The organism is Massilia sp. MP_M2, assembly GCF_039123635.1.
Classification (GTDB): Bacteria; Pseudomonadota; Gammaproteobacteria; order Burkholderiales; family Burkholderiaceae_D; genus Telluria.
This window is the reverse complement of sequence record NZ_JBCHJF010000005.1, coordinates 108805-134175: the sequence shown is the minus strand read 5'-3', so window position 1 is coordinate 134175 and position 25371 is coordinate 108805. Positions and strand designations below refer to the sequence as shown.

General features: G+C 63.3%; 22 protein-coding genes. 5 read left to right on the top strand and 17 right to left on the bottom strand.

Annotated features, from left to right (window positions below):
- Positions 1-29: 29 nt before the first annotated feature.
- From RCH14_RS13125 to RCH14_RS13105, 5 genes are all read right to left on the bottom strand, one after another.
- On the bottom strand, positions 30-803 hold the full coding sequence (locus RCH14_RS13125; protein ID WP_343026542.1) for an enoyl-CoA hydratase: 774 nt from the start codon (positions 801-803) through the stop codon (positions 30-32).
- A 141-nt stretch (positions 804-944) separates the two neighbouring features.
- On the bottom strand, positions 945-2141 hold the full coding sequence (locus RCH14_RS13120) for an acetyl-CoA C-acyltransferase (protein WP_343026541.1): 1197 nt from the start codon (positions 2139-2141) through the stop codon (positions 945-947).
- A gap of 24 nt (positions 2142-2165) precedes the next feature.
- The gene (locus RCH14_RS13115) at positions 2166-4562 is read right to left on the bottom strand and encodes a 3-hydroxyacyl-CoA dehydrogenase/enoyl-CoA hydratase family protein (protein ID WP_343026540.1); all 2397 of its coding nucleotides are present in this window, start codon (positions 4560-4562) and stop codon (positions 2166-2168) included.
- Positions 4563-4595: 33 nt separating this feature from the next.
- On the bottom strand, positions 4596-6386 hold the full coding sequence (locus RCH14_RS13110) for an acyl-CoA dehydrogenase C-terminal domain-containing protein (RefSeq protein ID WP_343026539.1): 1791 nt from the start codon (positions 6384-6386) through the stop codon (positions 4596-4598).
- A gap of 47 nt (positions 6387-6433) precedes the next feature.
- Positions 6434-7051 (bottom strand): TetR/AcrR family transcriptional regulator, encoded by a 618-nt coding sequence (locus RCH14_RS13105; RefSeq protein WP_343026538.1) that lies wholly within the window; start codon positions 7049-7051, stop codon positions 6434-6436.
- Between the two features lie 331 nt (positions 7052-7382).
- Between RCH14_RS13105 and RCH14_RS13100 the strand changes: the two genes are divergently transcribed.
- Positions 7383-7730, top strand: a complete 348-nt coding sequence (locus RCH14_RS13100; protein WP_343026537.1) for a hypothetical protein — start codon at positions 7383-7385, stop codon at positions 7728-7730.
- A gap of 12 nt (positions 7731-7742) precedes the next feature.
- Here RCH14_RS13100 and RCH14_RS13095 read toward each other — a convergent pair whose 3' ends face one another.
- The 8 genes from RCH14_RS13095 to RCH14_RS13060 form a co-directional block, all read right to left on the bottom strand.
- Positions 7743-8135, bottom strand: coding sequence for an RNA-binding S4 domain-containing protein (locus RCH14_RS13095; RefSeq protein WP_343026536.1), 393 nt, complete (start codon positions 8133-8135; stop codon positions 7743-7745).
- A 12-nt stretch (positions 8136-8147) separates the two neighbouring features.
- Complete coding sequence (clsB, locus tag RCH14_RS13090; protein WP_343026535.1) at positions 8148-9308, bottom strand: cardiolipin synthase ClsB; 1161 nt, start codon at positions 9306-9308, stop codon at positions 8148-8150.
- 4 nt (positions 9309-9312) lie between these two features.
- Positions 9313-10125, bottom strand: coding sequence for an endonuclease/exonuclease/phosphatase family protein (locus RCH14_RS13085; RefSeq protein ID WP_343026534.1), 813 nt, complete (start codon positions 10123-10125; stop codon positions 9313-9315).
- A 133-nt stretch (positions 10126-10258) separates the two neighbouring features.
- Positions 10259-10468 (bottom strand): hypothetical protein, encoded by a 210-nt coding sequence (locus RCH14_RS13080; RefSeq protein WP_343026533.1) that lies wholly within the window; start codon positions 10466-10468, stop codon positions 10259-10261.
- A gap of 354 nt (positions 10469-10822) precedes the next feature.
- A complete protein-coding gene (nudB, locus tag RCH14_RS13075) occupies positions 10823-11278 on the bottom strand; it encodes a dihydroneopterin triphosphate diphosphatase (protein ID WP_343026532.1) in 456 nt (151 codons plus the stop codon).
- A gap of 56 nt (positions 11279-11334) precedes the next feature.
- Complete coding sequence (gene aspS / locus RCH14_RS13070) at positions 11335-13137, bottom strand: aspartate--tRNA ligase (RefSeq protein WP_343026531.1); 1803 nt, start codon at positions 13135-13137, stop codon at positions 11335-11337.
- Positions 13138-13204: 67 nt separating this feature from the next.
- Entirely contained in the window at positions 13205-13831 is a 627-nt protein-coding gene (locus RCH14_RS13065) for a DUF502 domain-containing protein (RefSeq protein ID WP_343026530.1), read from the bottom strand.
- A gap of 47 nt (positions 13832-13878) precedes the next feature.
- Positions 13879-14244, bottom strand: coding sequence for an FmdB family zinc ribbon protein (locus tag RCH14_RS13060; RefSeq protein WP_343026529.1), 366 nt, complete (start codon positions 14242-14244; stop codon positions 13879-13881).
- Positions 14245-14655: 411 nt separating this feature from the next.
- Here RCH14_RS13060 and RCH14_RS13055 point away from each other — a divergent pair, with 411 nt between their 5' ends.
- Together RCH14_RS13055 and RCH14_RS13050 are read left to right on the top strand one after the other, a co-directional pair.
- The gene (locus tag RCH14_RS13055; protein WP_343026528.1) at positions 14656-15624 is read left to right on the top strand and encodes an IS1595 family transposase; all 969 of its coding nucleotides are present in this window, start codon (positions 14656-14658) and stop codon (positions 15622-15624) included.
- Positions 15625-15732: 108 nt separating this feature from the next.
- The gene (locus RCH14_RS13050) at positions 15733-16701 is read left to right on the top strand and encodes an IS1595 family transposase (RefSeq protein ID WP_343026527.1); all 969 of its coding nucleotides are present in this window, start codon (positions 15733-15735) and stop codon (positions 16699-16701) included.
- A 30-nt stretch (positions 16702-16731) separates the two neighbouring features.
- On the opposite strand, the gene ubiB is transcribed toward RCH14_RS13050, so the two are convergent.
- The 4 genes from ubiB to ubiE form a co-directional block, all read right to left on the bottom strand.
- A complete protein-coding gene (gene ubiB, locus RCH14_RS13045) occupies positions 16732-18288 on the bottom strand; it encodes a ubiquinone biosynthesis regulatory protein kinase UbiB (RefSeq protein ID WP_343026526.1) in 1557 nt (518 codons plus the stop codon).
- Complete coding sequence (locus RCH14_RS13040) at positions 18285-18983, bottom strand: SCP2 sterol-binding domain-containing protein (RefSeq protein WP_343026525.1); 699 nt, start codon at positions 18981-18983, stop codon at positions 18285-18287. Before RCH14_RS13040 ends, ubiB begins: the two co-directional genes overlap by 4 nt.
- Before the next feature lie 131 nt (positions 18984-19114).
- Complete coding sequence (locus RCH14_RS13035; protein ID WP_343026524.1) at positions 19115-20104, bottom strand: Tim44-like domain-containing protein; 990 nt, start codon at positions 20102-20104, stop codon at positions 19115-19117.
- A gap of 33 nt (positions 20105-20137) precedes the next feature.
- On the bottom strand, positions 20138-20872 hold the full coding sequence (gene ubiE / locus RCH14_RS13030; protein WP_343026523.1) for a bifunctional demethylmenaquinone methyltransferase/2-methoxy-6-polyprenyl-1,4-benzoquinol methylase UbiE: 735 nt from the start codon (positions 20870-20872) through the stop codon (positions 20138-20140).
- 493 nt (positions 20873-21365) lie between these two features.
- Between ubiE and RCH14_RS13025 the strand changes: the two genes are divergently transcribed.
- Positions 21366-22700 (top strand): sigma-54 dependent transcriptional regulator, encoded by a 1335-nt coding sequence (locus tag RCH14_RS13025; RefSeq protein WP_343026522.1) that lies wholly within the window; start codon positions 21366-21368, stop codon positions 22698-22700.
- A gap of 375 nt (positions 22701-23075) precedes the next feature.
- Positions 23076-25355 (top strand): hypothetical protein, encoded by a 2280-nt coding sequence (locus tag RCH14_RS13020; RefSeq protein ID WP_343026521.1) that lies wholly within the window; start codon positions 23076-23078, stop codon positions 25353-25355.
- Positions 25356-25371 lie beyond the last annotated feature (16 nt).

The following is a 25371-nucleotide window of genomic DNA, read 5'->3' as shown; positions in this document are numbered from 1 at the left end:
TGGGGGTGCGCCCCGGTGCCGCCTCGCCTTTAATCGAACTTGCTGAAATCCGGCTTGCGCTTTTCGAAGAACGCGGTGAAGGCTTCCTTCGCTTCGGCGCCGCCCAGCATCGCGCTGAACTTTTCATTTTCAGCCGCGATGGTGTCCCGGACGAGCGCGGTGCGCGCGCGGCGCATCAGCGCCTTGGTCGTGCGGATCGAGGCTGGGGGAAGCTTGACCAGTTTTGCCGCCTGCGCCTGCGCGAACGCGAGCAACTCAGCCGCTGGCAGTACGCGCGCGACGATGCCCATTTCCAGCGCTTCCTGGGCCAGGAATGGCTCGCCCAGCATCAGCTTTTCGGCGGCGCGCGTGTAGCCGGCCGACTGCGCGACCAGCAGCGACGAGGCAAATTCAGGACACAGGCCCAGCTGCGAGAATGGCATCGAGAATTTGGCGTTGTCGGCCGCGTAGACCAGATCGCAATGCATCAGCAGCGTGGTGCCGATGCCGACGGCGGCGCCGGCAACGGCCGCGACCACTGGTTTGGTGCAGGCCTCCAGCGCCAGCATGAACTGGAATACCGGGCGCTCCGGCGTCATGGCGCCTGCGCCGGTATTGTTCAAAAAATCGTCCAGGTCGTTGCCGGCGGTGAAAATCTCGGGCTGACCCGTGATCAGGATGGCGCGGATCGTGGTGTCCTGATCGGCGGCGCGCAAGGCGTTGGCCATCGTCTGGTACATCGCGCCGGTGATCGCGTTCTTGCGTTCGAGGCGGTTGAAGGTGATCGTGAGGATGCCGTCGGCGGTCGTGGTGAGGATGCTCATGGTGGTTGTCTCCCGTCTGTTCGTGGGCTGGTTGGACGCGTGGGCGGGAAACCCGCCCACCCTACCGTTGATGTAGGGTGGGCGGGTCTCCCGCCCACGCGGTGATCGCTGGCGGTCGCACATCGCGCCGCCCTGCTCGTCTTAGACGCGTTCGATGATGCCCGCAGCGCCCATGCCGGCGCCGACGCACATCGTCACCATGCCGTACTTCAGGTTATTGCGACGCAGCGCGTGCACGACGGTCGCGGCGCGGATCGCGCCGGTCGCGCCCAGCGGGTGGCCCAGGGCGATCGCGCCGCCCAGCGGGTTGACCTTGCTGGTGTCCAGGCCCAGGTCGCGGATCACGGCCAGCGCCTGCGCGGCGAAGGCTTCGTTCAGCTCGATCCAGTCCAGCTGGTCCTGCGTGATGCCAGCAGCGGCCAGCGCTGCAGGAATCGCGAACTTCGGACCGATGCCCATGATTTCCGGCGGCACGCCGCGCACGGCGAACGACGAGAACTTGGCCAGCGGCGTCAGGTTGTGCTCGCGCAGGATTTTTTCGCTGACGACGATCAGGGCGCCGGCGCCATCCGACATCTGCGACGACGTGGCGGCCGTGACCGAACCCTTGGCCGCAAACACGGGCTTTAACTTACCCATGCTTTCCATGCTGGCGTCGGCGCGCGGACCTTCGTCGGTGTCAACTAGGCGGGTCTTGACGTCGATCTGGCCGGTGGCCAGGTTCGGCGTGCGGGTGATGACCTCGACCGGCGTGATCTCGTCCTTGAAGTAGCCGGCCTGCTGCGCGGCGATGGCGCGGCGGTGCGATTCCAGGCCGAAGGCATCCTGGTCTTCGCGCGAAATCTTCCACTGGTTGGCGACGTTCTCGGCCGTCAGACCCATGCCGTAGGCCAGGCCGACGTTTTCATCCTTGAACGTGTCCATATTGATCGACGGGTGATGGCCCATCATCGGGACCATCGACATCGATTCGACGCCGCCGGCGATCATCACGTCGGCTTCGCCAACACGGATGCGGTCGGCGGCCATCGCCAGTGCGGTGATGCCCGAGGCGCAGTAACGGTTGACCGTCACGCCGCCCACGGTGTTCGGCAGGCCGGCCAGCACCACCGAGTTACGGGCGATGTTGAAGCCCTGCTCGGCTTCCGGGAACGAGCAGCCGATGATCGCATCGATGATCAGCGCAGGGTCCAGGTTCGGCACGGCCGCCATGGCGCCGCGGATCGCGTGCACCAGGAGGTCGTCCGGGCGGGTCTTGTTGAACATGCCGCGCGGCGCCTTGCCGATCGGGGTGCGGGTCGCTGCGACGATGTATGCGTCTTGAAGTTGTTTGCTCATGTCAGTGTCCTGTTCTGTCGACGCTTAGTTGCGCACTGGCTTGCCGGTCTGCATCATGCCCATGATGCGTTCCTGCGTTTTCGGATTGTTGAGCAAGGCCACGAACGCCTTGCGCTCCAGGTCGAGGATCCACTGCTCGGAAACGACGCTGCCCTGGTCGATGTCGCCGCCGGTGACGATCTCGGCGATGGTGTCGCCCAGCTGGTAGTCGTAGGCCGAGATGAAGCCGCCGTCGCGCATATTGACCATCTGGCCGCGGATCGTGCCCCAGCCGTAACGGCCGGTGACCGGGAAGGTGCGGCGCACCGGGGCGCGGTAGCCGGCGTCAAACATGGCGCGCGCCGTGGTTTTCGCCACGTGCAGCAGTTCGTAGGCGTTGAAGACAATGATGTCGTCTTCTTTCAGGTAACCCATTGCCTTGGCTTCCAGCGCCGACTTCGACACTTGCGCGGTGGCCGCGTTCATGAAGCCGTTCTTCAGGAATTGCAAGATGTCGTTGCCCTTGGCTTCGGTTGCCGCGCGCAGCGCTGCTTCCTTCAGGCCGCCGCCGGCAGGCACCAGGCCCACGCCCACTTCGACCAGGCCGATGTACGACTCGATCGACGCGACACGCTTGCTGGCATGCAGCGCCAGCTCGCAGCCGCCGCCCAGTGCCAGGCCTGCCACTGCTGCGACGACCGGCACGTTCGAGTACTTGAGCGCCATGAAGGTGTCCTGCAGCTCGCGCACGATCGGCTCCATCGCCTTCGCGCCGCCGGCCATGAAGGCTGGCAGGGCCGATTGCAGGTCGGCGCCGGCCGAGAACGCGCCGCCTTCGGCTGCGTCGGTGTTCCAGATCACGATGCCCTTGAAGCCGGTTTCGGCTTCTTTCAGCGCGCGCTGCAGGCCCTTGATGACGCCATCGCCGATGACGTGCATCTTGGTCTTGAGCGAGACGACCAGGACTTCGTCGTCCGAGTGCCACAGGCGCACGGATTCGTCTTCGAACACGGTGGTGCCCGCGGTTTTAGGGTCGGCGCCGCCGAGGCCAACGACCGGTGCGCGGAACTGCTGGCGCTGGTACACCGGCAGATCGGACAGTGGCGCATACGCGTTGCGCGCCACCGAGTACGAACCTTCAGGGGTATGCACGCCCTTCTCGGCGACCGAACCCTCGAACACCCAGGCTGGCAGCGGTGCAGTGGACAATGCCTTGCCGGCGTCGATGTCTTCCTTGACCCACTGCGCAATCTGCGTCCAGCCGGCGCCCTGCCACGTTTCGAACGGGCCGACGCTCCAGCCGAAGCCCCAGCGCATCGCGAAGTCGATGTCGCGCGCGTTGTCGGCGATCGATTCGAGGTGGAACGCGATGTAGTGGAAGGCGTCGCGGAAGATCGCCCACAGGAACTGCGCCTGCGGATTGGTCGACTCGCGCATGGCCTTGAATTTCTTGACCGGGTCTTTTTCTTTCAGGATGCGCGCGACGATGTCGGCGGCCTTGGCGCCGCCGGCGACGTACTCACCCGTGGCGAAGTCCAGGCGCTTGATTTCCTTGCCGACCTTCTTGTAGAAGCCGGCGCCGGATTTCTGGCCCAGCGAACCTTGTTCGATCAGCTTGGCCAGGATGTCCGGGGTCTTGTAGACGCTGAAGAACGGATCGTCCTTCAGATTATCTTGCATGGTCTTGATCACATGGCCCATCGTATCCAGACCGACCACGTCCGCGGTGCGGAAGGTGCCGGACTTGGCGCGACCCAGCTTGGCGCCGGTCAGGTCATCGACCACGTCGACCGACAGGCCGAATTTCTCGGCTTCGACGATCGTGGCCAGCATGCCGAAGATGCCGACACGGTTGGCGATGAAGTTCGGGGTGTCTTTCGCGCGCACGACGCCCTTGCCCAGCGTCGAGGTCAGGAAGGTCTCGAGCTGGTCCAGGATGTCAGGACGGGTGCCTTCGGTCGGGATCAGCTCGACCAGGTGCATGTAGCGCGGCGGGTTGAAGAAGTGCACGCCGCAAAAGCGTGCCTTGAGCTCCGAGTCAAAGCCTTCGGCCAGCTTGTTGATCGACAGGCCCGACGTGTTCGACGCAAAGATCGCGTTCGGCGCGATGTGCGGCGCGACCTTGGCGTACAGGTCGTGTTTCCAGTCCATGCGCTCGGCGATGGCTTCGATGATCAGGTCGCAGCCAGCCAGCACGTCGAGGTTGTCCTCGTAGTTGGCCACTTCGATCAGGGCCGCATCATCCTTGTTGCCCAGCGGGGCTGGCGAGAGCTTTTTCAGGTTCTCGATGGCGCGCAGGACGATGCCGTTCTTTGGCCCCTCTTTTGCAGGCAGGTCGAACAGCACGACTGGCACCTTGGCGTTCACGCAGTGGGCGGCGATTTGCGCGCCCATCACGCCGGCGCCCAGCACGGCGACTTTCTTGACGATGAAATTGGACATGTAAGATTTCCTTGTTGGGTTGGGCGTGAGTGCTTAGAACAGGTCGGCGTCCAGCGCCGTCAGGTTCGCGGCGCCCGAACGTGCCTGGCGGATCAGCATCGCGGTCTCTGGATACAGGCGCGCGAAGTAGAAGCGGATCGTCGCCAGCTTGGATTCATAGAAGCGGTCGCCCGAATCGAGCTTGGCCAGTGCGATCTTGGCTTGCTGCGCGAACAGGTAGCTGTAGACCAGGTGACCGGCCACGCGCAGGTAAGGCACGGCAGCCGCGCCCACTTCGTCCGGATTCTGGAACGCCTTCATGCCGATTTCCATCGTCAGCTTGGTGAGTTTGTCGCCCAGCTCGCCCAGCGGCGTGACGAATTCGGACATGTTCTCGTCCAGGCCATTGTCTTCGACAAACGTCTTGATCTTCTCGCCGAACTTGCGCAGCTTGGCGCCGTTGTCCATCAGGATCTTGCGGCCCAACAGGTCCAGCGACTGGATAGTGTTCGTGCCTTCGTAGATCATGTTGATGCGCGCGTCGCGCACGTACTGCTCCATGCCCCATTCGGCGATGTAGCCGTGGCCGCCGTAGACCTGCATCGCTTCGGACGTCGCGATCCAGCCGTTGTCGGTGATGAAGGCCTTGATGATCGGCGTGAGGAGGGCCACTTCGTCAGCCGCTTCCTTGCGCACGTCTTCATCCGTGTGGTTCAGTTCGCGGTCGATCTGCAGCGCGACGTACGACGAGAACGCGCGGCCGCCTTCGGCGAAGGCTTTTGCGGTCAAGAGCATGCGACGCACGTCCGGGTGCACGATGATCGGGTCGGCTGGCTTGTCCGGTGCTTTCACGCCCGACAGGCTGCGCATCTGGATGCGGTCTTTGGCATACGCCAGTGCGTTCTGGTACGCCACTTCGGTCAGGCCAAGCGACTGCATGCCGACGCCCAGGCGGGCGGCGTTCATGAACACGAACATCCCCTGCAGGCCCTTGTGCGGCTGGCCGATCAGCGTGGCGCGTGCGTTGTCCAGGTTCATCTGGCAGGTCGAGTTGCCGTGAATGCCCATCTTTTCTTCGATGGCGCCGCAGGCGATGCCGTTGCGCTCGCCGATCGAGCCGTCTTCGTTCGGCATGAACTTCGGCACCAGGAACAGCGAGATGCCTTTCGAGCCTTCCGGTGCATCCGGCAGGCGTGCCAGCACCAGGTGGACGATGTTGTCCGAGATATCGTGTTCGCCAGCGGAGATGAAGATCTTCGAGCCGGTGATCAGGTAGGTGCCGTCGCCCTGCGGTTCGGCTTTCGAACGCAACAGGCCCAGATCGGTGCCGCAGTGCGCTTCGGTCAGGCACATGGTGCCGGTCCATTCACCCGAGACAAGCTTTGGCAGGTACAGGCGCTTCTGCTCGTCGGTGCCGTGTTCGAGCAGGCACTCGTAGGCGCCGTGCGACAGGCCCGGGTACATCGACCAGGCCTGGTTCGACGAATTGAGCATCTCGTAGAACGAGTTGTTCAGCGTGATCGGCAAGCCCTGACCGCCATATTCGGGATCGCACGCCAGCGCTGCCCAGCCGCCTTCGACGTACTGCTTGTAGGCCTGCTTGAAGCCCTTTGGCGTGGTCACGCTCTTGTCTGCAACATTGAAGGTGCAGCCTTCGCGGTCGCCCGAGTGGTTCAGCGGGAACAGCACTTCCTGGGTGAATTTTGCACCCTCTTCGAGTACCTGGTTGATGATGTCGGTATCGATTTCCTGGTATTTCGGGAGATTCTTGAATTCTTCGGTGACATTGAGGAACTCGTGCAGAACGAACTGCATATCCCGGATTGGCGCGACGTACTGACCCATGGTTTTCTCCTGAAGAGTGTGACGATTGTTGGACGTGACAAGCGGCCTTATGCCGCCTGGTGGTCTTGCGATTGTTGGGAATTACGGTAGTTCTCGATCAGGCGTTCAAAGCCTGCGCGGGCCCTTTCGACGGCGCCCGGATTGCGCAGGAAACGCGCATCGTGGTGCAGCGCCAGGATCAGGCCGTGCATTTCGAACACCAGTTGCTCGGCATCGAAACCGGTGCGCAGATGCCTCAGTTCGATCGCCTGCCGGACGCTGCGCAGCAAGGCGCCCTGCCACGCGCGGACCATCGACACCAGCTCTTCGCGGATCGGGCCTTCGCGATCGTCGTACTCGACGGCGCCACTGATGTAGATGCAGCCGGACGCGATCTCGACCGACACCCGCTTGACCCAGCGGGCGTACATCGTCACCAGGCGCGGCAGACCGCGGGTCTCCTTGATGCTCGGGTAAAAGACCTCTTGCTCGAAACGGTGGTGATATAGCTTGACCACCTCGAGCTGCAGGTCTTCGCGCGAACCGAAGTGGGCGAACACGCCGGACTTGCTCATGCTCATCCGGTCAGCCAGCAGGCCGATCGTCAAGCCTTCGAGGCCGTTGCGGCTGGCGAGTTCGAGCGCGACGTCGAGAATTGCCGCCCGCGTCTGCTCACCCTTGCGCATGAATTTTGCTGAAGTACTGATAGCTTCCCCTGGTCTCGAAAAAATCCGAACGCTCGTACTATTATCTATCGGGCCTGGAATGTCAAACGGGAACTTAGAGGTGCGGTTCTATTGATGAAAAACAACCCGCGACACCCGGAGAAAGCGCCTTTTGCTGACGGCCCGGCTTGGCAGCGAGCGGCAGAAAATTGTTGTTTCATCTGCTAAAGGTACAGCATTTTCGGGGTGTCCGGTGGGTGATTTACCAGCACGGCGCACCCGTTTGCGGCTGGGCTGTTACCATTAATAATCCGGCAACATCCAACGCGCAGACGAAAGGTCCACAGCATGAATGGCAACGATCAGAGCGAACACGTCGTCGAACCGGACACCTGGGGCAACGCCAGCCGGCACGGATTCGATGCAGCATTTCCTGGTGCTGATCGGCCACGCCAGCGCCCGGCTGAACAGCGGCGCGACGGCGGACAACGCGATTGCGGACCTGGTCAGTCGCGGGCTGGACCGGGACACTGCGCGGGTCGTCGTCGACAAGGCAGCCGATGTCGTCGCGTCGAACCGGGCGCTCGAGAGCGCGCCACCGGCGCAGCATGTACGCGCCCGATCCGGCAAGAGCATCAGGGTGTTTGCCATCGTGCTGGTGGTCGTCGCCCTGGTCGTCGCCCTGCTGGTCATGCGATAAGGCCTGCTGGGCCTAGTCGCCCGCACGCTCCATGGCACGGCGATCGCGCTTGGTCGGCCGCCCCTTGATTTCCAGGCTCGGCTCCGGATACAGGCGCCGCGCCACTTTGTCGTTCTCGCGCTTGGCGATGCTCTCGTCGGTTTCGAAATACAGCGTGCGCGCCACCGGGGCCCCGCCACGCGCGCCCGAGATGGCGGCGACGATGATTTCCCAGCGGTCCGAGCCGTTATCGATCAGCACCTTATCGTTGATCTTGACCGTGCGCGCCGGCTTGACCGGCTCGCCATCGATCCGCACCCGGCCCCGTTCGACCGCATCCTGTGCCAGCGAGCGGGTCTTGAAAAAGCGCGCTGCCCACAACCATTTGTCCAGCCGGACGTTCTCTTTGTCTTTGTCTTTGTCCATCGTTATCCTTGATTACGCATACCCGATGGCGCACACGCGCATCACCAGTTTGTAGCCGACATACGCGCAGCCATTGACCGCGCGGCGCACCCAGCCGATGTGGGCAAATTCGTGCGCACACACTTCGACCCCGTCCGCGATGCCACGTTCGATGTGCGCGCGCATCGACGCGGCGAAGACCGGATCGTCCACCACCACATTGGCCTCCTGGTTCACGAACAGCGACAGGCCGTCGCAGTTGCTCGAGCCGACCGTGGCCCAGTGGTCGTCCACCACCGCTACTTTGGCATGCAACTGCGTCCTGCGGTACTCGACCACGCGGATGCCATCGGCCAGCAGTTTCGGATAGAACGATTGCGCCACCGCGTCCTGGATCGCGAACTCGCCGACCCCAATGAGCAGTGTGACGGCGACGCCGCGCTGCGCCGCATGCGCGAGCGCCTGGCGAAACTTGCGGCCCGGTGCAAAATATGGCGTGGCCAGCAGCACGCTGTGACGCGCGTGGCCCAGCGCCTGCAGGTAGGCGCGCTGGATCGTGGTGCGGTTGCGCAGGTTGTCGCGCACGACAAACGCGGCGCGCGCAGGACTGACGCACGATGGCGGCGGCTGCCTGCGCATTTCGCGGAACAGTTCCAGGCGCTTGCGCAGCCGCAGGCGGCCCGTGCGGGTCCATTGGCCTTGCGCTTCGTAGTGGATTTGCGCGACGAGCGGGCCACGCAGCCGCACCGTGAAATCCCAGCGCGGCGCCGGCAGGCGATGGCCGTCAGCGTGGTCGCACAGCCAGTCGTCGTTGACATTGATGCCGCCAACAAACGCGACCTCGCGGTCGATCACGGTGATCTTGCGGTGCGAGCGGGCAATCCCGCGCTTGCACAGCGGATTGAACACGCGGTACTGGGCGCCGGCCTCGGTCAGCACCAGGCCCAGCCGGGACGTGACGCGGTGACCGGTGCCGAACCAGTCGACCAGCACACGCACTTTCACGCCACGCCTGGCGGCACGGGCCAGCGCGTCGCGCACGGCGTCGCTTGTTTCGTCTTCGGCAAAAATATAGGTTTCGAACAGCACCTCGTGCTGCGCAGCGTCGAGCGCGGCAATCAGTGCCGGGAAGAACGCGACGCCGCTCTCGAGCAGCGTGATGTCGTTATGGTCGACGAAGGTGACGCTGCGCATGGCCTCAGGCCAGCTCGAGTTCCGCCACGATCGGTGCGTGGTCGGACAGCTTGGCCCACAACGGACCGTGCATCACTTGCGCCGCATTGACCTTGAAGCCGCGCACGTAGATGCGGTCCAGGCGGAACCATGGCAGCATCGCCGGGAACGTGCGCGCCGGCGCCAGGCGCGGCTTGCGCCCGGCCCAGCCGCGCACCATGTCGCCCATCGGCGAGCGCGGGCCCAGCTCGTCGAACACTTCGGTCACGCCCAGGCCGGTGCGCAGCTTGTCGCTCAGGGTATTGCGCCAGTCGTTGAAGTCGCCAGCGATGATGACCGGCTCGCCGTTCGGCGCCGATGCATTGACAGCGTCGATCAGCGACTGCGTCTGGCGTCCACGCCCGCCTTCGAACAGGCCCAGGTGCACGACATAACAATGGACCGGACACTCGGGCGTACCCAGCACGCAGTGCAGGATGCCGCGCTGCTCGTAGGCATGGTCAGAGACATCGTGGTTGTGCGAGTTTTCGATGGGGTAGGTACTGAGCAGCGCATTGCCGTGGTGACCATGGTCGTAGACCGCGTTCATGCCATAGGCCGTGTGGTGCAGGTCGGAGGCAAAATAATCGTACTGTGCCGTTTCAGGCCAGTGCCGATGACCACGGTCTTCCTTGCCGAAGCGTGCCTGGTGCCGGTCGTGCCGGCCCTGGACTTCTTGCAGGAAAACGACGTTGGCGTCGAATTCAGCGATCGCTTTCTTCAGTGCGATCACGCGGGGCGTGCTGCGCAGCGAGGAAACGCCCTTGTGAATGTTGTAGGTAGCCACACGAATTTTCATGGGAACATTCTACCCGGATCGGACTGCCGTTCTCGTGAAACGGGCCCAATCGTGCGCTTATCAAGGCGCCGGCGCGTTTGGCAGGTTGCCAGCTTTCGCACTCTTGTTAGAAACCAACAGTAACAAACTACCTTCAGGCGATTATGTGCGCCTGGTCGTACACCGCTTCGTGGCCCGAAACAATCATGCGGCGCGGGCGATGTGCCACCGCCTCATCTTTTTGCGCACGTGGCGCCATTGGGCCACACAGGCGCAGGCCATCCATCAGATCGATATAGATGCAATCGTCGCCGAGTGTGATTGCTTTTACTTTCTTGTCGCTATTCAGTTTGAAGTTATCCATTTTTCTCTCAGAATCATCCACGTAAAAGTTGCAGATCAAAATTCACCTTGGGTGAGCTGTTGACCTTAGTCTACTGAATTCACACTGTCAACCGTGGGATATACGGTGAAAAATGGTGGGAACATGAATTAAATTCGCCCCCCGACCATGTAACGCTATGTCACACAATGTATCTTCATAGGAGAGCGCTCACTTTTTTACACGTATATGAGGGGCACCGAACAGAGCGAAAATAAAAAAAGCACTTACGTACTTTTGCTGTAAATCGACATTTTATCGCTGAAAATTAGCAATTAACAATGATGATTTACTGCAATTTCGCTTCTTTTAAGAAATTTTGTTTTCTTTTGGAAATCAGCGCGTGCGCTGGCGTGGCAGTTGCAGGATCGCTTCGGCGTTCGACGCCGAGAAGCAGCGGTCGGCCGCGTCGAGGTAGGGCAGCCAGGCATGCGCAATATGCTCGCGTGGACTGAGGATGATGGGTATGTCGCGTGGCACGCAGACAGAAAACACATGCTCGGTATTCTGCGTCACGCCGGGAGCGTAGCGGTGGCGCCAGACAGGATAAATTTCGTAGACGTTGGACAACTGCCAGTCACACAGGACAATCTGTTCGCCGTCGACACGGATGCCGGTTTCTTCGAACAGTTCGCGTGCGGCTGTCTCGAGCAGCGGCTCGTCGGGGAAGTCGAGCGAACCGGTGACCGACTGCCAGAAACCCGGCTGACCGGCGCGTTCGATTACCAGCACGTCCAGCTCGGAAGTGTGGATGACGACCAGCACCGATTCGGGGATCTTGTAGGTTTGCATGCGTAGGGGTAGCGGGAGAGCGGGGTCGGCAGCCAGGCCACCTCCCCCGCCGGTCATTACGCGACCTTCGGTTCGTTACGCAGGCGAATGTGCAGCTCTTTCAATTGCTTCTCGTCGACTTCGGACGGCGCATTGGTCAGCAAGCACTGCGCGCGCTGCGTTTTCGGGAACGCGATCACGTCACGGATGGATTCGGAGCCCGTCATCAGCGTGATCAGGCGATCCAGGCCGAACGCCAGGCCACCATGCGGCGGCGCGCCGTACTGCAGCGCATCGAGCAGGAAGCCGAACTTGAGCTGCGCTTCTTCGGCATCGATCTTCAGCGCGCGGAATACCTTGCTCTGAACTTCTTCGCGGTGGATACGGATCGAACCGCCGCCCAGTTCCCAACCGTTCAGGACCATGTCGTAGGCCTTGGCAATGCAGGCGCCCGGATTGGTCTCGAGCATGTCTTCGTGGCCGTCTTTCGGGGCCGTGAACGGGTGGTGGGTCGCGGTCCAGCGATCGCCGTCTTCGTCGTGCTCGAACATCGGGAAGTCGATCACCCACAGCGGCGACCAGACGTCGTCGAACAGGCCGGCCTTCTTGCCGAATTCGGAGTGGCCGATCTTCACGCGCAGCGCGCCCAGGGCGTCGTTGACGACCTTGGCCTTGTCGGCGCCGAAGAAGATCAGGTCGCCGTCTTGCGCGCCCGTCAGTTCCAGGATTTGCACCAGCACTTCGTCGGACAGGTTCTTGACGATCGGCGACTGCAGGCCGTCACGGCCTTTCGCCTTCTCGTTGACCTTGATGTAGGCCAGGCCACGCGCGCCGTAGATCGCGACGAACTGGGTGTAGGCATCGATCTCGGAACGTGGCATCGAACCGCCCTGCGGCACGCGCATGCCGACCACGCGGCCGTTCGGCAGGTTGGCGGCGCTGTTGAACACCTTGAACTCGACCGTCTTCATCAGCTCGGTCAGTTCGGTGAATTCGAGCTTGACGCGCATGTCGGGCTTGTCGGAGCCGTACATGGCCATCGCGGTGGCGAAGTCCATCACCGGGAACGGGTTCGGCAGTTCGATGCCGGTCGTGTTCTTGAACACGACGCGCATCATTTCTTCGAACATGTCGCGGATCTCTTGTTCGGTCAGGAACGAGGTTTCGCAGTCGATCTGGGTGAATTCAGGCTGGCGGTCGGCGCGCAGATCTTCGTCGCGGAAGCACTTGGTGATCTGGTAGTAGCGGTCGAAGTTTGCGACCATCAGCAGTTGCTTGAACAGCTGTGGCGACTGCGGCAGTGCGAAGAAGTTGCCCGCGTTGACACGCGACGGCACCAGGTAGTCGCGCGCGCCTTCCGGGGTCGACTTGGTCAGCATCGGGGTTTCGATGTCGATGAAGCCCAGGTTGTCGAGGTACTTGCGCACTTCCATCGACACCTTGTAGCGCAGCTTGAGGTTGTGCTGCATCTGGCCGCGGCGCAGGTCGAGCACGCGGTGTGTCAGGCGGGTGGTTTCCGACAGGTTGTCGTCGTCCAGCTGGAACGGCACTGGCACCGAGGCGTTGAGCACTTCGACTTCGGTCGCGGTCACTTCGATCTTGCCCGAAGCCAGGTTGGCGTTGACGGTGCCGGCCAGACGGTTGGTCACGGTGCCGACGATGCGCAGGCAATACTCATTACGCACGTGCTCGGCAGCCTTGAAGACGGCGGCGTTGTCCGGATGGCAGACCACCTGCACCAGGCCTTCGCGATCGCGCAGGTCGATGAAGATCACCCCGCCGTGGTCGCGGCGGCGGTGCACCCAGCCGCACAGGCTGACGGTTTGGCCCAGCAGTTCGTCGGTGACGAGGCCGCAGTAATTGGTACGCATGGTGGACATAGTTTTCGTTCCAGGTTGATTGATTTGTCGGCGCCGCCGTCACGGGCGGCCCAGATTCTGTGATGCGTTACTTGGTTACCGCAGTCGTGGCGGCACCGAGCGGGACATGGTTGGGTGCGACCACGCCCATCGAGACGATGTACTTGAGCGCCGCGTCGACTGTCATGTCGAGCTCTTTCACGCGGCTGCGTTCCATCATCAGGAAAAAGCCCGAGGTCGGGTTTGGCGTCGTGGGCACGTACACGCTCACGAAGTCGCCCACCAGGTGGTTGGTCACGTCGCCGCCCGGCACGCCGGTCAGAAACGCGATCGTATACGAGTCGGCGTGCGGATACGGGATCAGCACCGCCTGGCGAAAGGCATTGCCGGACGACGAGAACAGCGTGTCGGACACCTGCTTGACGCTGCCGTAGAGCGAGCTGACGACGGGCACGCGCTTGAGCAGGCGCTCGCCCACGCGCACGATGTACTTGCCGACCAGGTTGTTGGTCAGCAGGCCCGTGACGAACACGATGGCCAGCGTCAGCACCGCGCCGATGCCCGGTACGTCCATGCCGATGAACTGGCGCGGCTGCCAGGCGGCCGGCACGAACATCAGCGACTGGTCGAGCGTGCTGATGATCAGGCTCAGGACCCAGGCCGTGATGGCCAGGGGCACCAGCACCAGCAGGCCGGTGATGAAATATTTACGCATCGGATATCCCGTTATTCTTGTTGGCGCGGCGCAGGGACGCGCCGGGCTCAGGTGCTGCTCTTGTCGCTGCCGCCGCTGCTGTTGCCACCACTGCTGCTGCCACTGGTGCTGCTGCCCGTGCCAGGCGCGGCAGGCGCTGGCGTGGTGGATGCGGCTGCGGCGGCCGGCGCGGCCGGTGCGCCCGCGTCAGCGCCGCCCGCGCCCGCCGCCGTGCCGGTGGCAGGCGGCGTGCCGCCACGGAAATCGGTCACATACCAGCCCGAGCCCTTGAGCTGGAAACCGGCCGCAGTCACCTGCTTCTTGAACGATGGCTTGGCGCAGGACGGGCAGACGGTCAGGACCGGGTCCGATATCTTTTGCAGTACATCTTTGGAAAAACCGCATTCTTCGCAGCGATAGGCATAAATCGGCATTCTGGTGCTCCGCAAAAATCTTCAAAACCCTGAATTATAAAGCTTTTGCCGCAGCATTTACGTCATTGCGGCGGCCCGCGCGCAAGACAGCGCCACGATCGACAAACGGCAGCGTCTTCGTGTTGTTTTTCACCACGTTAGCAGGCGATATGTTTGCTCGTGCGCAGCATCGGTGATTTAATACGCATTCTTTATCGGATGTTGGTCGCAGGAAAGTTCTGCCACTGCGAGAACACAAGAAACAGAAGGCTGCGAGATGCTGGTATCAGCGCAGCCCATAAAAGAACACAGCTTATCAAGCCCGCTCACGCGGGCTTTTTTCTTGGCGCAGTCAACGTTAAATAGAGACCAACTTTGAACTGATGCGCAGTACGGCGGTCCAACTCCTGTCCTCAGCAGCAGGAGTCGATCATGAAAGCGCCGCGCTTCAAGAACTGGTTCGCAACACTGCCTTCGCTGAACGGGCCGCAGCGCCGGCAAGTGCTTGATGCCCTGCACCCTGCCGCCGGACTCGACCAGGTAGTAGCGCTCATCGCCGAGATCCGGGCACCGGGGCGCTGCTGCCCCAGATGCGGCAACGGGCGCTGCTACCGCCACGGTTTTGCCAATGACCTGCAGCGCTACCGATGTTGCGCCTGCGGACGCACCTTCAACGACCTGAGCGGCACGCCACTGGCGCGGCTCAGGCTCAAGACCAAATGGCTCGCGTATTCGCAGGTGCTGCTTGACTCACTGCCCGTGCGCAAAGCGGCAGATCGCATCGGCGTGCACCGCAACACCGCCTTCCGATGGCGCCACCGCTTTCTGCACTGGGTCAAGCTCGACCGGCCCGCAGCCCTCAATGGCATTGTCGAGGCTGACGAAACATTCCTGCTCGAATCGCAAAAAGGCTCACGTACGCTCGATCGGCCAGCGCGTCGCCGCGGCGGCCATGCAAGCAAACGGGGCATCTCCGGGGAACTGGACTGCATCCTGGTGGCGCGCGACCGCGATGGCCGCACCATCGATGCCGTCACAGGCCGCGGCGCGCTCACGGCAGCGCAACTCGAGCGCGATTTGCTGCCCAGGCTTGCTCCGCAAACGCTGCTGGTCAGCGACAGCAACATCGCCTACCGGGCATTTGCACGCAAGCACGGGATCGCCTATGCAGCGGTCAACTTGCGTGCCGGCGTGCGGGTCAGGCATCTGGGCAACCGCGCCATCCACGTGCAGAACGTGAACGCCTATCACCAGTGCTTCAAGGCCTGGCTGCTGGGCTTTCGCGGGGTGGCGTCACGCTACCTGCCCAATTACCTGGGCTGGCGCTGGGCGCTGGATGGGGAGAGAATCAGTACGCCAGAGCAATTGCTTCGCATCGCAGTCAGAGTCATCTACAGATAACGCTGACTGCGCCTTTTTCTTGGCGCAGTCAACGTTAAATAGAGACCAACTTTGAACTGATGCGCAGTACGGCGGTCCAACTCCTGTCCTCAGCAGCAGGAGTCGATCATGAAAGCGCCGCGCTTCAAGAACTGGTTCGCAAAAGTGCCTTCGCTGAACGGGCCGCAGCGCCGGCAAGTGCTTGATGCCCTGCACCCTGCAGCCGGGCTCGACCAGGTAGTAGCGCTCATCGCCGAGATCCGGGCGCCGGGGCGCTGCTGCCCCAGATGCGGCAACGGGCGCTGCTACCGCCACGGTTTTGCCAATGACCTGCAGCGCTACCGATGTTGCGCCTGCGGACGCACCTTCAACGACCTGAGCGGCACGCCACTGGCGCGGCTCAGGCTCAAGACCAAATGGCTCGCGTATTCGCAGGTGCTGCTTGACTCACTGCCCGTGCGCAAAGCGGCAGATCGCATCGGCGTGCACCGCAACACCGCCTTCCGATGGCGCCACCGCTTTCTGCACTGGGTCAAGCTCGACCGGCCCGCAGCCCTCAATGGCATTGTCGAGGCTGACGAAACATTCCTGCTCGAATCGCAAAAAGGCTCACGTACAATCGATCGGCCAGCGCGTCGCCGCGGCGGCCATGCAAGCAAACGGGGCATCTCCGGGGAACTGGACTGCATCCTGGTGGCGCGCGACCGCGATGGCCGCACCATCGATGCCGTCACAGGCCGCGGCGCGCTCACGGCAGCGCAACTCGAGCGCGATTTGCTGCCCAAGCTTGCTCCGCAAACGCTACTGGTCAGCGACAGCAATATCGCCTACCGGGCATTTGCACGCAAGCACGGGATCGCCTATGCAGCGGTCAACCTGCGTGCCGGCGTGCGGGTCAGGCATCTGGGCAACCGCGCCATCCACGTGCAGAACGTGAACGCCTATCACCAGCGCTTCAAGGCCTGGCTGCTGGGCTTTCGCAGGGTGGCGTCACGTTACCTGTCCAATTACCTGGGCTGGCGCTGGGCGCTGGATGGGGAGAGAATCAGTACGCCAGAGCAATTGCTTCGCACCGCAGTCAGAGTCATCTACAGATAACGCTGACTGCGCCTTTTCTTGGGCGCGCGGTCAGAGGAAGTACAGCGCACCCAGCGCGGCGCAAGCGCCCAGCGCCAGGAAGGTCAGGAACGTGAGCATGCGATTGGTGCGGCGCTGCTCAACGACCAGCATCGCCATCATCTCGCTGTTCGCGATCTGCGGATGGTGCCCTTTCGACTCGCGCTCCAGCGCCTGGTGCACGAGGCGCGGCAGTTGCGGGAAGATCTGGGCATAGCGCGGCGCTTCGGCCTTCAGGCGCTCGACCAGCCCTTGCCAGCCCACCTGCTCGGCCATCCAGCGTTCGAGGTAGGGCTTGGCCGTCTTCCACAAGTCCAGGTCAGGATCGAGCTGGCGGCCCAGGCCTTCGATATTGAGCAGCGTTTTTTGCAGCAGCACCAGCTGCGGCTGCACTTGGACATTGAAGCGGCGCGAAGTCTGGAACAGGCGCAGCAGGATCTGGCCGAACGAAATGTCCTTCAGAGGGCGATCGAAGATCGGCTCGCAGCAGGCGCGCACGGCCGACTCGAGTTCATCGACACGCGTGCTCGGTGGCGCCCAGCCCGATTCGATGTGGGCCTCGGCCACGCGCTTGTAGTCGCGCTGGAAGAAGGCCAGGAAGTTCTGCGACAGGTAATCCTTGTCGAAGTCGGTCAGCGTGCCGACAATGCCGAAGTCGAGCGCAATGTAGCGGCCCAGCGTTTCCGGCGCGATCGAGACCAGGATATTCCCGGGGTGCATGTCGGCGTGAAAGAAGCCGTCGCGGAACACTTGGGTGAAGAAAATCTCCACGCCATCGCGCGACAGCTTTTTCAGGTCGACGCCGGCGGCGGCCAGGCGATCGATCTGCGACACCGGCAAGCCGTGCATGCGCTCCATGACGATCACGCTGCTCGAGCAATAGTCCCAGTACATCTCGGGCACCATCAACAGCGTCGAATCGGCAAAGTTGCGGCGCAGCTGGCTGGCGTTGGCGGCCTCGCGCATCAGGTCGAGCTCGTCGTGCAGGTATTTGTCGAATTCGGCAACGACTTCGCGCGGCTTCAGGCGGCGCGCTTCGCTCCACACCGCTTCGATCAGGTTCGCCGCCATGCGCATCAACGCCATGTCCTCGTCGATCAGCTTCTTCATGCCCGGCCGCAGCACCTTGACCGCGACTTCCTTGCCGTTCTTGAGCGTGGCGAAGTGGACCTGGGCGATCGACGCCGAAGCGATCGGCTCACGCTCGAAATGGGCGAACAGCTGGTCGGGATGGGTGCCGAGCGAGCGCGTGATCTGCGCCACCGCCAGGTCGGAGCCGAATGGGGGCACCCGATCCTGCAGCATGGCCAGTTCATCGGCGATATCGGGCGGCACCAGGTCGCGCCGGGTCGACAGCACCTGGCCGAACTTCACGAAGATCGGGCCCAGCTCTTCCAGCGCCTGGCGCAGGCGCACGGCGCGCGGCGACGTGATCGTGCGCCAAAAAAAGAACGTGTTCATCAGGCGCGCGGTGCGCGGGGCGTTCAGGCTGGTGACGACGATTTCGTCCAGCCCGTACCTGGTGAAGACGGTGAGAATGCGCAGCAGGCGCAGGAATTTCAATATCATCGACGATCCGGATTCTGGTCTGCGCTTGATGCAATAGTGGAAGAAGGTTTGCCAGCGCTGCGCTGAGCCAGCGCTTGTTCGAGGCGCGCAATGCGCTTGGCGCTGCGCTCGACATCGTCGCGCAGGCGCACGACATCGGCGGCAAAGGCGTCGCGCTGGGCGGGCCGCACCAGCACCGGCCGCTCGTCGGCCAGGAATTCAGCGATATTCTCGGCCAGGCGGCGCCCTGCTTCGCCCAGGCCACTGACGGTACGGCGCGCACCCTGGTGCAGGCGGTAGGCCGCCACCGGCCCCACCACACGCTCGAGGTCGTATTCGGCGTCCCAGCGCAGGCCGTTGGCCAGTTGCGAAATCACGTTGGCAAATTCGGCATCGCCCTCGATCTTCACGTACGACAGCGCGCGCGTACGGTCTTGCGCGATCAGCGGCAGGTCGGCCGGCTTGATGCGGATGGTGACGTTGGCCGGACCTGCGTCCTGGCTCGCCTCGAACAGGCCGTCAGGTGCAACCAGCACGCGCAGCTGGGCCACGCCGGCATCGACACATGCCTGTTTGCCGACATGGCGCGCGAGCGCGGTCCGGGCCCAGGCTTCCTGGGCCAGCAGGTGATTGATCGCGGCAACGGCCGGCACGCCCAGCGCATGCTGGGGCACGATGGACGATACGCTCGACAGGGACGGAAGATTCGGAAACATGGCAGGACTACCCTCAAAAAACAAAACCGCCCGGAGTGATTCGGGCGGTTTTGATCTTACCAGTTCGCCGGGCACACACCCGGTGTTACGGAATCGGCAAACAAAATAATTCCGGTTCGCTTAGATCGCAGTCAGTTCGGCTGCTGAATGCCAGCCAGCACCCAACCACCCGCGCCCGACAGCGGCTTGGACATGTTCCAGACCTCGACGAATGGCTCTGGCAATGCGTCTTTTGCGCTGCGGATCATGGCATTGAACTGCACGCTGGCCAGGTAGTCGGTGGCCGTCTGCTCGATACCCAGCAACTGCGCGTCGACGTTGACGACGTCGGTGAAGTCGGCGACCGCGCCGCGTTCCTGGATCTGAAGCTTGAGTTCAGCGAACACTTCCGGCGACGTGAATTCGCGCAGGTCGTTGGCGTCGCCACGATCCCAGGCTGCCTGCATGCGAATGAACGACGACTTCGCGTGACGCAGGAAGCTCTCGCTGTCGAAGTCGCCCGGCACGCCCCATTGCTGGTGCGCTGCCGGTGCGGCAGCATTACCGAAACCCGATGCATTCAGGCCGCCCCGGTCTTTCTCGAGCGCGACGCCACCCTGGAATGCGGTCGGCTGCGGACGCAGGCCAGAGCCGATCTCGGGCGTGCCAGCTGCGCCGGCCGCCTGTGGCTTGAAGCCACCGAAACCGGCTGCAGATGGATTGGCCGGCGTGTCCTTGCGGCGGAACATGCGCACCAGGAACAGGATGACGAGGCCGAACAGCGCGAACATCAGGATGCCCGCGATGATGCTGGCCATCGCGCCGCCAATGCCCAGGTGTGACAGCAGCATGCCCAATCCAAGACCCAGCAGTGCACCGCCAAGGATATTGCGCATCATGCTTGGTTTCTTGGCGGCAGCAGCAGCGCCCGCAGCGCCAGCACCGGCGGCGGCTGGCGTGGCCTGGTTCGGGGTCTGGCGTTGCATGTTCTGTGCAGGCGCCGGCGCCGGGGCCGGCATCTGGCGCACGGCCTGCGACTGACGGCCGACCGAGCGCTTGCCACCCATCGGGCGTGCGAAGGCCTCGGCCACCATCGAGAATGCGGTGACTGCGAGGAGCGTCGTGACCAGGAATTTTTTCATTGTCTCCGTCCTTTGTTGAAACTGCGGTGAAAACTACAGCTTGATACCGGTGTGCAAAGCGGCCACACCTGCCGTCAGGTTGAAATACTGGACCCGCTCCAGTCCCGCGTCTTGCAGCATGCCCTTCAGGGTGTCCTGGTCGGGATGCATGCGGATCGATTCGGCCAGGTAGCGATAACTTTCGGCGTCGCCCGCGATCCTCTGGCCCAGCCACGGCAGCACCGAGAACGAATACACGTCATACGGCTTTTGCAGTGGCGCGATCACTTTCGAGAATTCAAGCACCAGCAACTTGCCGCCCGGCTTGAGCACGCGGTGCATTTCGGCCAGTGCCTGATCCTTGTGCGTCATGTTGCGCAGGCCGAAGGCCACGCTGACCCGGTCAAAGTAATTGTCGGGGAACGGCAGCTTTTCGGCATTGCACAACATGGTTGGGGTGACAAGCCCTTTATTCAAGAGACGATCACGGCCAACGCGCAGCATCGACTCGTTGATGTCGGTGAGCCAGACTTCGCCCGTCTTGCCTGCCTGCTTCGCGAAGGCCTTGGCCAGATCGCCCGTGCCGCCGGCGATATCGAGCACCTTGAAGCCGGGTCGTACGCCCGCCTGTGCGATCGTGAACAGTTTCCAGGCGCGGTGCAGGCCGGCCGACATCAGATCGTTCATGACATCGTACTTCGCGGCGACCGAGTGGAAGACCTTGGCGACTTCCTGGACTTTCTGGTCCTCGGCGACGGTCTTGTAGCCGAAGTGGGTGGTGTTTGTCATAGTGGCACGCAGGTTGGGGGTTGCCACATTATACAAGGACCCGGCAGGAGGGCCGCGCTGCTGAGGTGGCCGACCGCGACGGGCCACGGGGCGGGCGCAGGTAGCGCTGACTACGCGTCATCCACCTGCCTGGATTCAACTTTTCACACTTGTTGGTTACCCACAACGCATCTGCGCAACAACGCGCAATTAAGAGAAAATCATCATGCGTACCTCTTCTCCAAGCCGCGCGGCACGACTAAGATCATCAGCAAGAGACAAGATCTATTTTCAGATGGTTATGCGAAAAATCAAACACTTGGTTCAATTTCGCATTTTTACTTAGATATTTATCAATATTTGTGCGCCATGCTTGCCGCATTTTTGGTTTAATTGACACAGTTTTTCAGCCGGCAAACGCCGGACGTTGCCCCCACCGACGTTGATGGCTCCCGTGGTGTGTCGGGATGCATCGCCGCGTAGTGGGTGCCCACCAGTCTTGATGAGGTTACCGGTGCCTGTAAAACGACTGATCTGCGTTACGCGTGAGGGCAGTGCGCACGCCCGTGCCTGCCATGGCGCCCTGCCCGGCTGGGACGTCTGCGTGGTCGAGCATCTGGCTGCGGCGCGCAAGGTCTTGTCCCAGCAACACTACGGCGTGGGCCTGCTGCTCGACAGCAGTGACAGTGCCGACGATGCCGAACTCGAACGCTTCCTGCACCAGCATCACCACATGCGCTGGGTCGGCGTCTTCGACGCGTGCCGGCTCGTCGAGCCGGCCCTGCGCGAACTGATCGCGGCGCATCTGGTCGACTTTCATACGCTGCCAGTCGACACGCTGCGGCTGGAGCACTCGCTGGGGCACGCCCACGGCATGGCGACGATGGCCACGCGTGCGGCGCCGTCCGAGAGCGCGCTGCGCGTGAGTCACATCGACGGCACGTCCGCCGCGATCGCCCGCCTGCGTTCGCACATCGACAAGATCGCCGCTGTCGATGCACCGGTCCTGATCTGCGGGGAAAGTGGCAGCGGCAAGGAGTTGGCGGCGCAGGAAATCCATCTGCGTTCGCCGCGCGCCACTGGCCCGTTCATCGCCATCAATTGCGCGGCCATGGCGCCGACGCTGATCCACTCGGAACTGTTCGGCCACGAACGGGGCGCCTTCACCGGCGCCATGCGCGACAAGCAGGGCCTGCTCGAAGCGGCGTCGGGCGGCAGTATTTTCCTCGACGAGATCGGCGACCTGCCGCTGGACCTCCAGGCAAGCTTGCTGCGTTTCCTGCAAGAGCGCGTGATCTACCGCGTCGGCGGCACCCGCACGATCGCGGTCGATGCACGCGTGATCACCGCCACCCACGTCGACTTGCCCCAGGCCGTGGCCGAAGGGCGCTTCCGCGAAGACCTGTACTACCGCCTCAGCGTGTTTCCGATCCGCGTTCCGGCGCTGCGTGAACGCAAGGAAGACTTGCCGCTGCTGACCGATCTCATCTTCAACAAGTTCGCCAGTGAACGCAGTGCGCAGCTCAAGGGCGTGAGCCGCGAAGCCTTGCAAGCGATGGCGCGCTACGACTGGCCCGGCAATGTACGCGAGCTGATCAATCGCGTGCGCCGCGCAATGGTCCTGGCCGAACATCGCCTGGTGATGCCGGAAGACCTCGACCTGCCGTGTGTCGGTCCCATCTGCCCGAACGGCGCTGGCCTGGGCACGTCGCGCCTGAGCGCCGAACGCGTGGCCATCGGCGAAAGCCTGGCCCGCAGCGGCAACAACATCAGCCGGGCAGCGCGCGAACTGGGTGTATCGCGCATGACGCTGTATCGCCTGATGGCCAAGCACGAAATCTCGGTGTAGGCGCGAACCTTCATCCCGCGTCAGCCCCGTCCTACCGCGTTCCCCCTTGAATTTACAGCGTTTTTAAGCAGCCTGCTTGCCAGACGGCAGCACGCTGGCGTACCGCATTCGCTCTACAAACCGTCATCGTCGCTTGCAATTTGATACAGTTTTTTGAGTAGTTCTGCAACACTGTAACAAGCGCGGGACACTTGTCGTTTCAGCTATTGGTGTGCTTCATCGTTCGGCTGCAAGGCTGGCGAACTCATCAAATTAGTCCTACAAAATCAACGACTTGCTCAAGCGGCCTTTGCTGGCACGACACCTGCTAATACGGAAGTGGACCGGGCGTCATGAGACCTCGGGAACGTAAACCACGATATTAGGGGAGCAACAATGAAGCGCACTATCCTGGCTACCGCGATCGCCCTGGCTTTCAGCATGGCCCACGCACAAGAGAACACCGTGAACGACGTCCGTGGCGGCAATACCCAAACGTCGACGATGACCAATACCACCAATACCAACACGGACAACAGCTCGCTGACCGATTCCCGCAACAGCAACAATACCGCAACGAGCACCAACACCGACAACAGCCAGTCGAACAGCAACAATATCGCGACCAACACCAATAACAGCCAGGCCGACAGCAACAACACGGCAACCAACACCAGCACCAATACCAACAACAGCCAGAACGACAGCAACAACACGGCGACCAACACCAACACCAACAACAGTCAGAACGACAGCAACAACACGGCAACCAACACCAACACCAACACCAGCACCAACACCAACACCAACAATAGCCAGAACGACAGCAACAACACGGCGACCAACACCAACACGAACACCAATACGAGCACTGTCAACAACCAGGTGGACAACTCGGACAACCGCGTCACGAACAACACGACGACCAACAGCAACAGCCAGACCAGCAATCAATCCGACACCCGCAACAACACCAGCAACACGCAGATTGACAGCAACGACACGACCAACACCGCCACCACCACCACGACCACCAACAGCAGCGACAGCAGCCAGGACAGCTCGGGCCAGAACAACAGCTCGGGTGACGCCCGTGCCGAAGTTGCCGGCGCAGCAGCCGCCAACAACGGCGGCACCGCCAGCTCGTCGGTGGCCAATTCGTTCAACACTTCGTCGGCGACCGCCACGAGCAGCCTGACGGGCAACGTCAGCGGCAACACCATCAGCAACATCGGCAACACCGCGCAGAACTCGGGCGGCGCCAACGGCGCATCCGGTTCCGGCGCCGCCGGCGGCGTAGGCAATGGCGGCGGGGCCAACGGCACCGGTGCAGCCGGCGGCGCAGCCTCGGGCGCGGCAGGCGCGGCAGGTGGTGCGACAGGCTACGCTGCCGCTGGCACGGCCTCGACGGGCGCATCAACCGTCGGTAACGCCGCCGGTGGCGACGGCGGCGCAACGGGTTCTGCAAGCGCCACGGGCGGTTCAGGCGCATCCGGCGCCATGGGCGGTTACGCTGCCGGCGGCAACGGCGCCGCAGGCGGCGTCGGCACAGGCGGCTCGGGCGCAATGGGCGGCGCGGCCAATGGCGGCGCGGGCGCGGAAGGCGGCGCGGCCACCGGTGGCGCAGGCGGCTCGACCGGCTCGCTGGCCGGCGGCAATGGTGGCGGCAGCGGCGCGGCCACAGGCGGCGCAGGCGGCGCGGGCGGCAATACCGGCTGGGCATCCGGCGGCGCAGGCGGCGCGGGCGGCCTGGGCGGCGCAGGCGGCATGGGTGGCACCTCGTCAGGCTCGAGCCTGACCGCCTCGAACGGCGCCAGCGGTGGCGGGGCCAGCATCGGCGACGCCACGGCCACGACGGGTGCCGGCGGCACGCCGGGCAGCGATCCGGCAGCGGCCGGCGGCGCCAGCGGCGCATCGACCAATACCGGTGGCACCAGCACGGCCGGCAGCCCGACCAGCGGCGCCAGCACCAACGGCGCGGGCGACTCGATGGCGGGTGCGGGTGGTGCCGGTGCAGCCGGCGGCGGCGCCGGCTCGGGCGCCGCATCGTCGAACACCTCGGGTAGCGGCGCAGCGGGCGGCGCGTCGACCGGTGGCACCGGGGGCGCCGGCGCGGCACTGGCCGGCACGGGCGGCGCAGGCGCCACCGGCACGGCAGGTGCCGGTGGTTCGGGCGCAGCAGGCACGGCGGGCACGGGAGGCAACGGTGCGACCGGCACCGGCGGCGCCGGCGGCGCCGGCCAGGGCGGTACGGCAGGCACCGGCGGCATGGGTGGTTCGGGCGCTGAAGCGACCGCATCGACCGGTGCCAGCGGCGCGGGCGGCGCAGCAACTGGCGGCTCGGCCACGGGCGGCTCGGCGAGCTCGGGTGATGCAAGCTCGGGCGCCGGCGGCAGCGGCGGTGCCGGTGGTGCAACCACATCCGGCGCAGGCGGCTCGGGCGGCGAAATGATGGCCGGTGCAGGTACCGGCGGCTTCGGCGGCTCGGGCACCGGCGGCAATGGCGGCACCAACAACGTCAGCTCCGGCTCCTTCGACATGTCGAACTCGATGAACAACATCGCCCAGTCGGCAGCCGGTATCTCGATCATCAGCCAGAACAATGGCTTCTCCTCGCTGATCCAGCAAAGCGTCAACGTGCAGTCGAACTTGAGCGTCGGCGGCGCAGGCCAGTAATCAGGCAATGGGTGCA

Excerpts from the sequence above, each read along its gene's own strand:
- RCH14_RS13125 (WP_343026542.1), bottom strand. The coding sequence starts at position 803 with ATGAGCATCCTCACCACGACCGCCGACGGCATCCTCACGATCACCTTC.
- RCH14_RS13120 (WP_343026541.1), bottom strand. The coding sequence starts at position 2,141 with ATGAGCAAACAACTTCAAGACGCATACATCGTCGCAGCGACCCGCACC.
- RCH14_RS13115 (WP_343026540.1), bottom strand. The coding sequence starts at position 4,562 with ATGTCCAATTTCATCGTCAAGAAAGTCGCCGTGCTGGGCGCCGGCGTG.
- RCH14_RS13110 (WP_343026539.1), bottom strand. The coding sequence starts at position 6,386 with ATGGGTCAGTACGTCGCGCCAATCCGGGATATGCAGTTCGTTCTGCAC.
- RCH14_RS13105 (WP_343026538.1), bottom strand. The coding sequence starts at position 7,051 with ATGCGCAAGGGTGAGCAGACGCGGGCGGCAATTCTCGACGTCGCGCTC.
- RCH14_RS13100 (WP_343026537.1), top strand. The coding sequence starts at position 7,383 with ATGGCAACGATCAGAGCGAACACGTCGTCGAACCGGACACCTGGGGCA.
- RCH14_RS13095 (WP_343026536.1), bottom strand. The coding sequence starts at position 8,135 with ATGGACAAAGACAAAGACAAAGAGAACGTCCGGCTGGACAAATGGTTG.
- clsB (WP_343026535.1), bottom strand. The coding sequence starts at position 9,308 with ATGCGCAGCGTCACCTTCGTCGACCATAACGACATCACGCTGCTCGAG.
- RCH14_RS13085 (WP_343026534.1), bottom strand. The coding sequence starts at position 10,125 with ATGAAAATTCGTGTGGCTACCTACAACATTCACAAGGGCGTTTCCTCG.
- RCH14_RS13080 (WP_343026533.1), bottom strand. The coding sequence starts at position 10,468 with ATGGATAACTTCAAACTGAATAGCGACAAGAAAGTAAAAGCAATCACA.
- nudB (WP_343026532.1), bottom strand. The coding sequence starts at position 11,278 with ATGCAAACCTACAAGATCCCCGAATCGGTGCTGGTCGTCATCCACACT.
- aspS (WP_343026531.1), bottom strand. The coding sequence starts at position 13,137 with ATGTCCACCATGCGTACCAATTACTGCGGCCTCGTCACCGACGAACTG.
- RCH14_RS13065 (WP_343026530.1), bottom strand. The coding sequence starts at position 13,831 with ATGCGTAAATATTTCATCACCGGCCTGCTGGTGCTGGTGCCCCTGGCC.
- RCH14_RS13060 (WP_343026529.1), bottom strand. The coding sequence starts at position 14,244 with ATGCCGATTTATGCCTATCGCTGCGAAGAATGCGGTTTTTCCAAAGAT.
- RCH14_RS13055 (WP_343026528.1), top strand. The coding sequence starts at position 14,656 with ATGAAAGCGCCGCGCTTCAAGAACTGGTTCGCAACACTGCCTTCGCTG.
- RCH14_RS13050 (WP_343026527.1), top strand. The coding sequence starts at position 15,733 with ATGAAAGCGCCGCGCTTCAAGAACTGGTTCGCAAAAGTGCCTTCGCTG.
- ubiB (WP_343026526.1), bottom strand. The coding sequence starts at position 18,288 with ATGATATTGAAATTCCTGCGCCTGCTGCGCATTCTCACCGTCTTCACC.
- RCH14_RS13040 (WP_343026525.1), bottom strand. The coding sequence starts at position 18,983 with ATGTTTCCGAATCTTCCGTCCCTGTCGAGCGTATCGTCCATCGTGCCC.
- RCH14_RS13035 (WP_343026524.1), bottom strand. The coding sequence starts at position 20,104 with ATGAAAAAATTCCTGGTCACGACGCTCCTCGCAGTCACCGCATTCTCG.
- ubiE (WP_343026523.1), bottom strand. The coding sequence starts at position 20,872 with ATGACAAACACCACCCACTTCGGCTACAAGACCGTCGCCGAGGACCAG.
- RCH14_RS13020 (WP_343026521.1), top strand. The coding sequence starts at position 23,076 with ATGAAGCGCACTATCCTGGCTACCGCGATCGCCCTGGCTTTCAGCATG.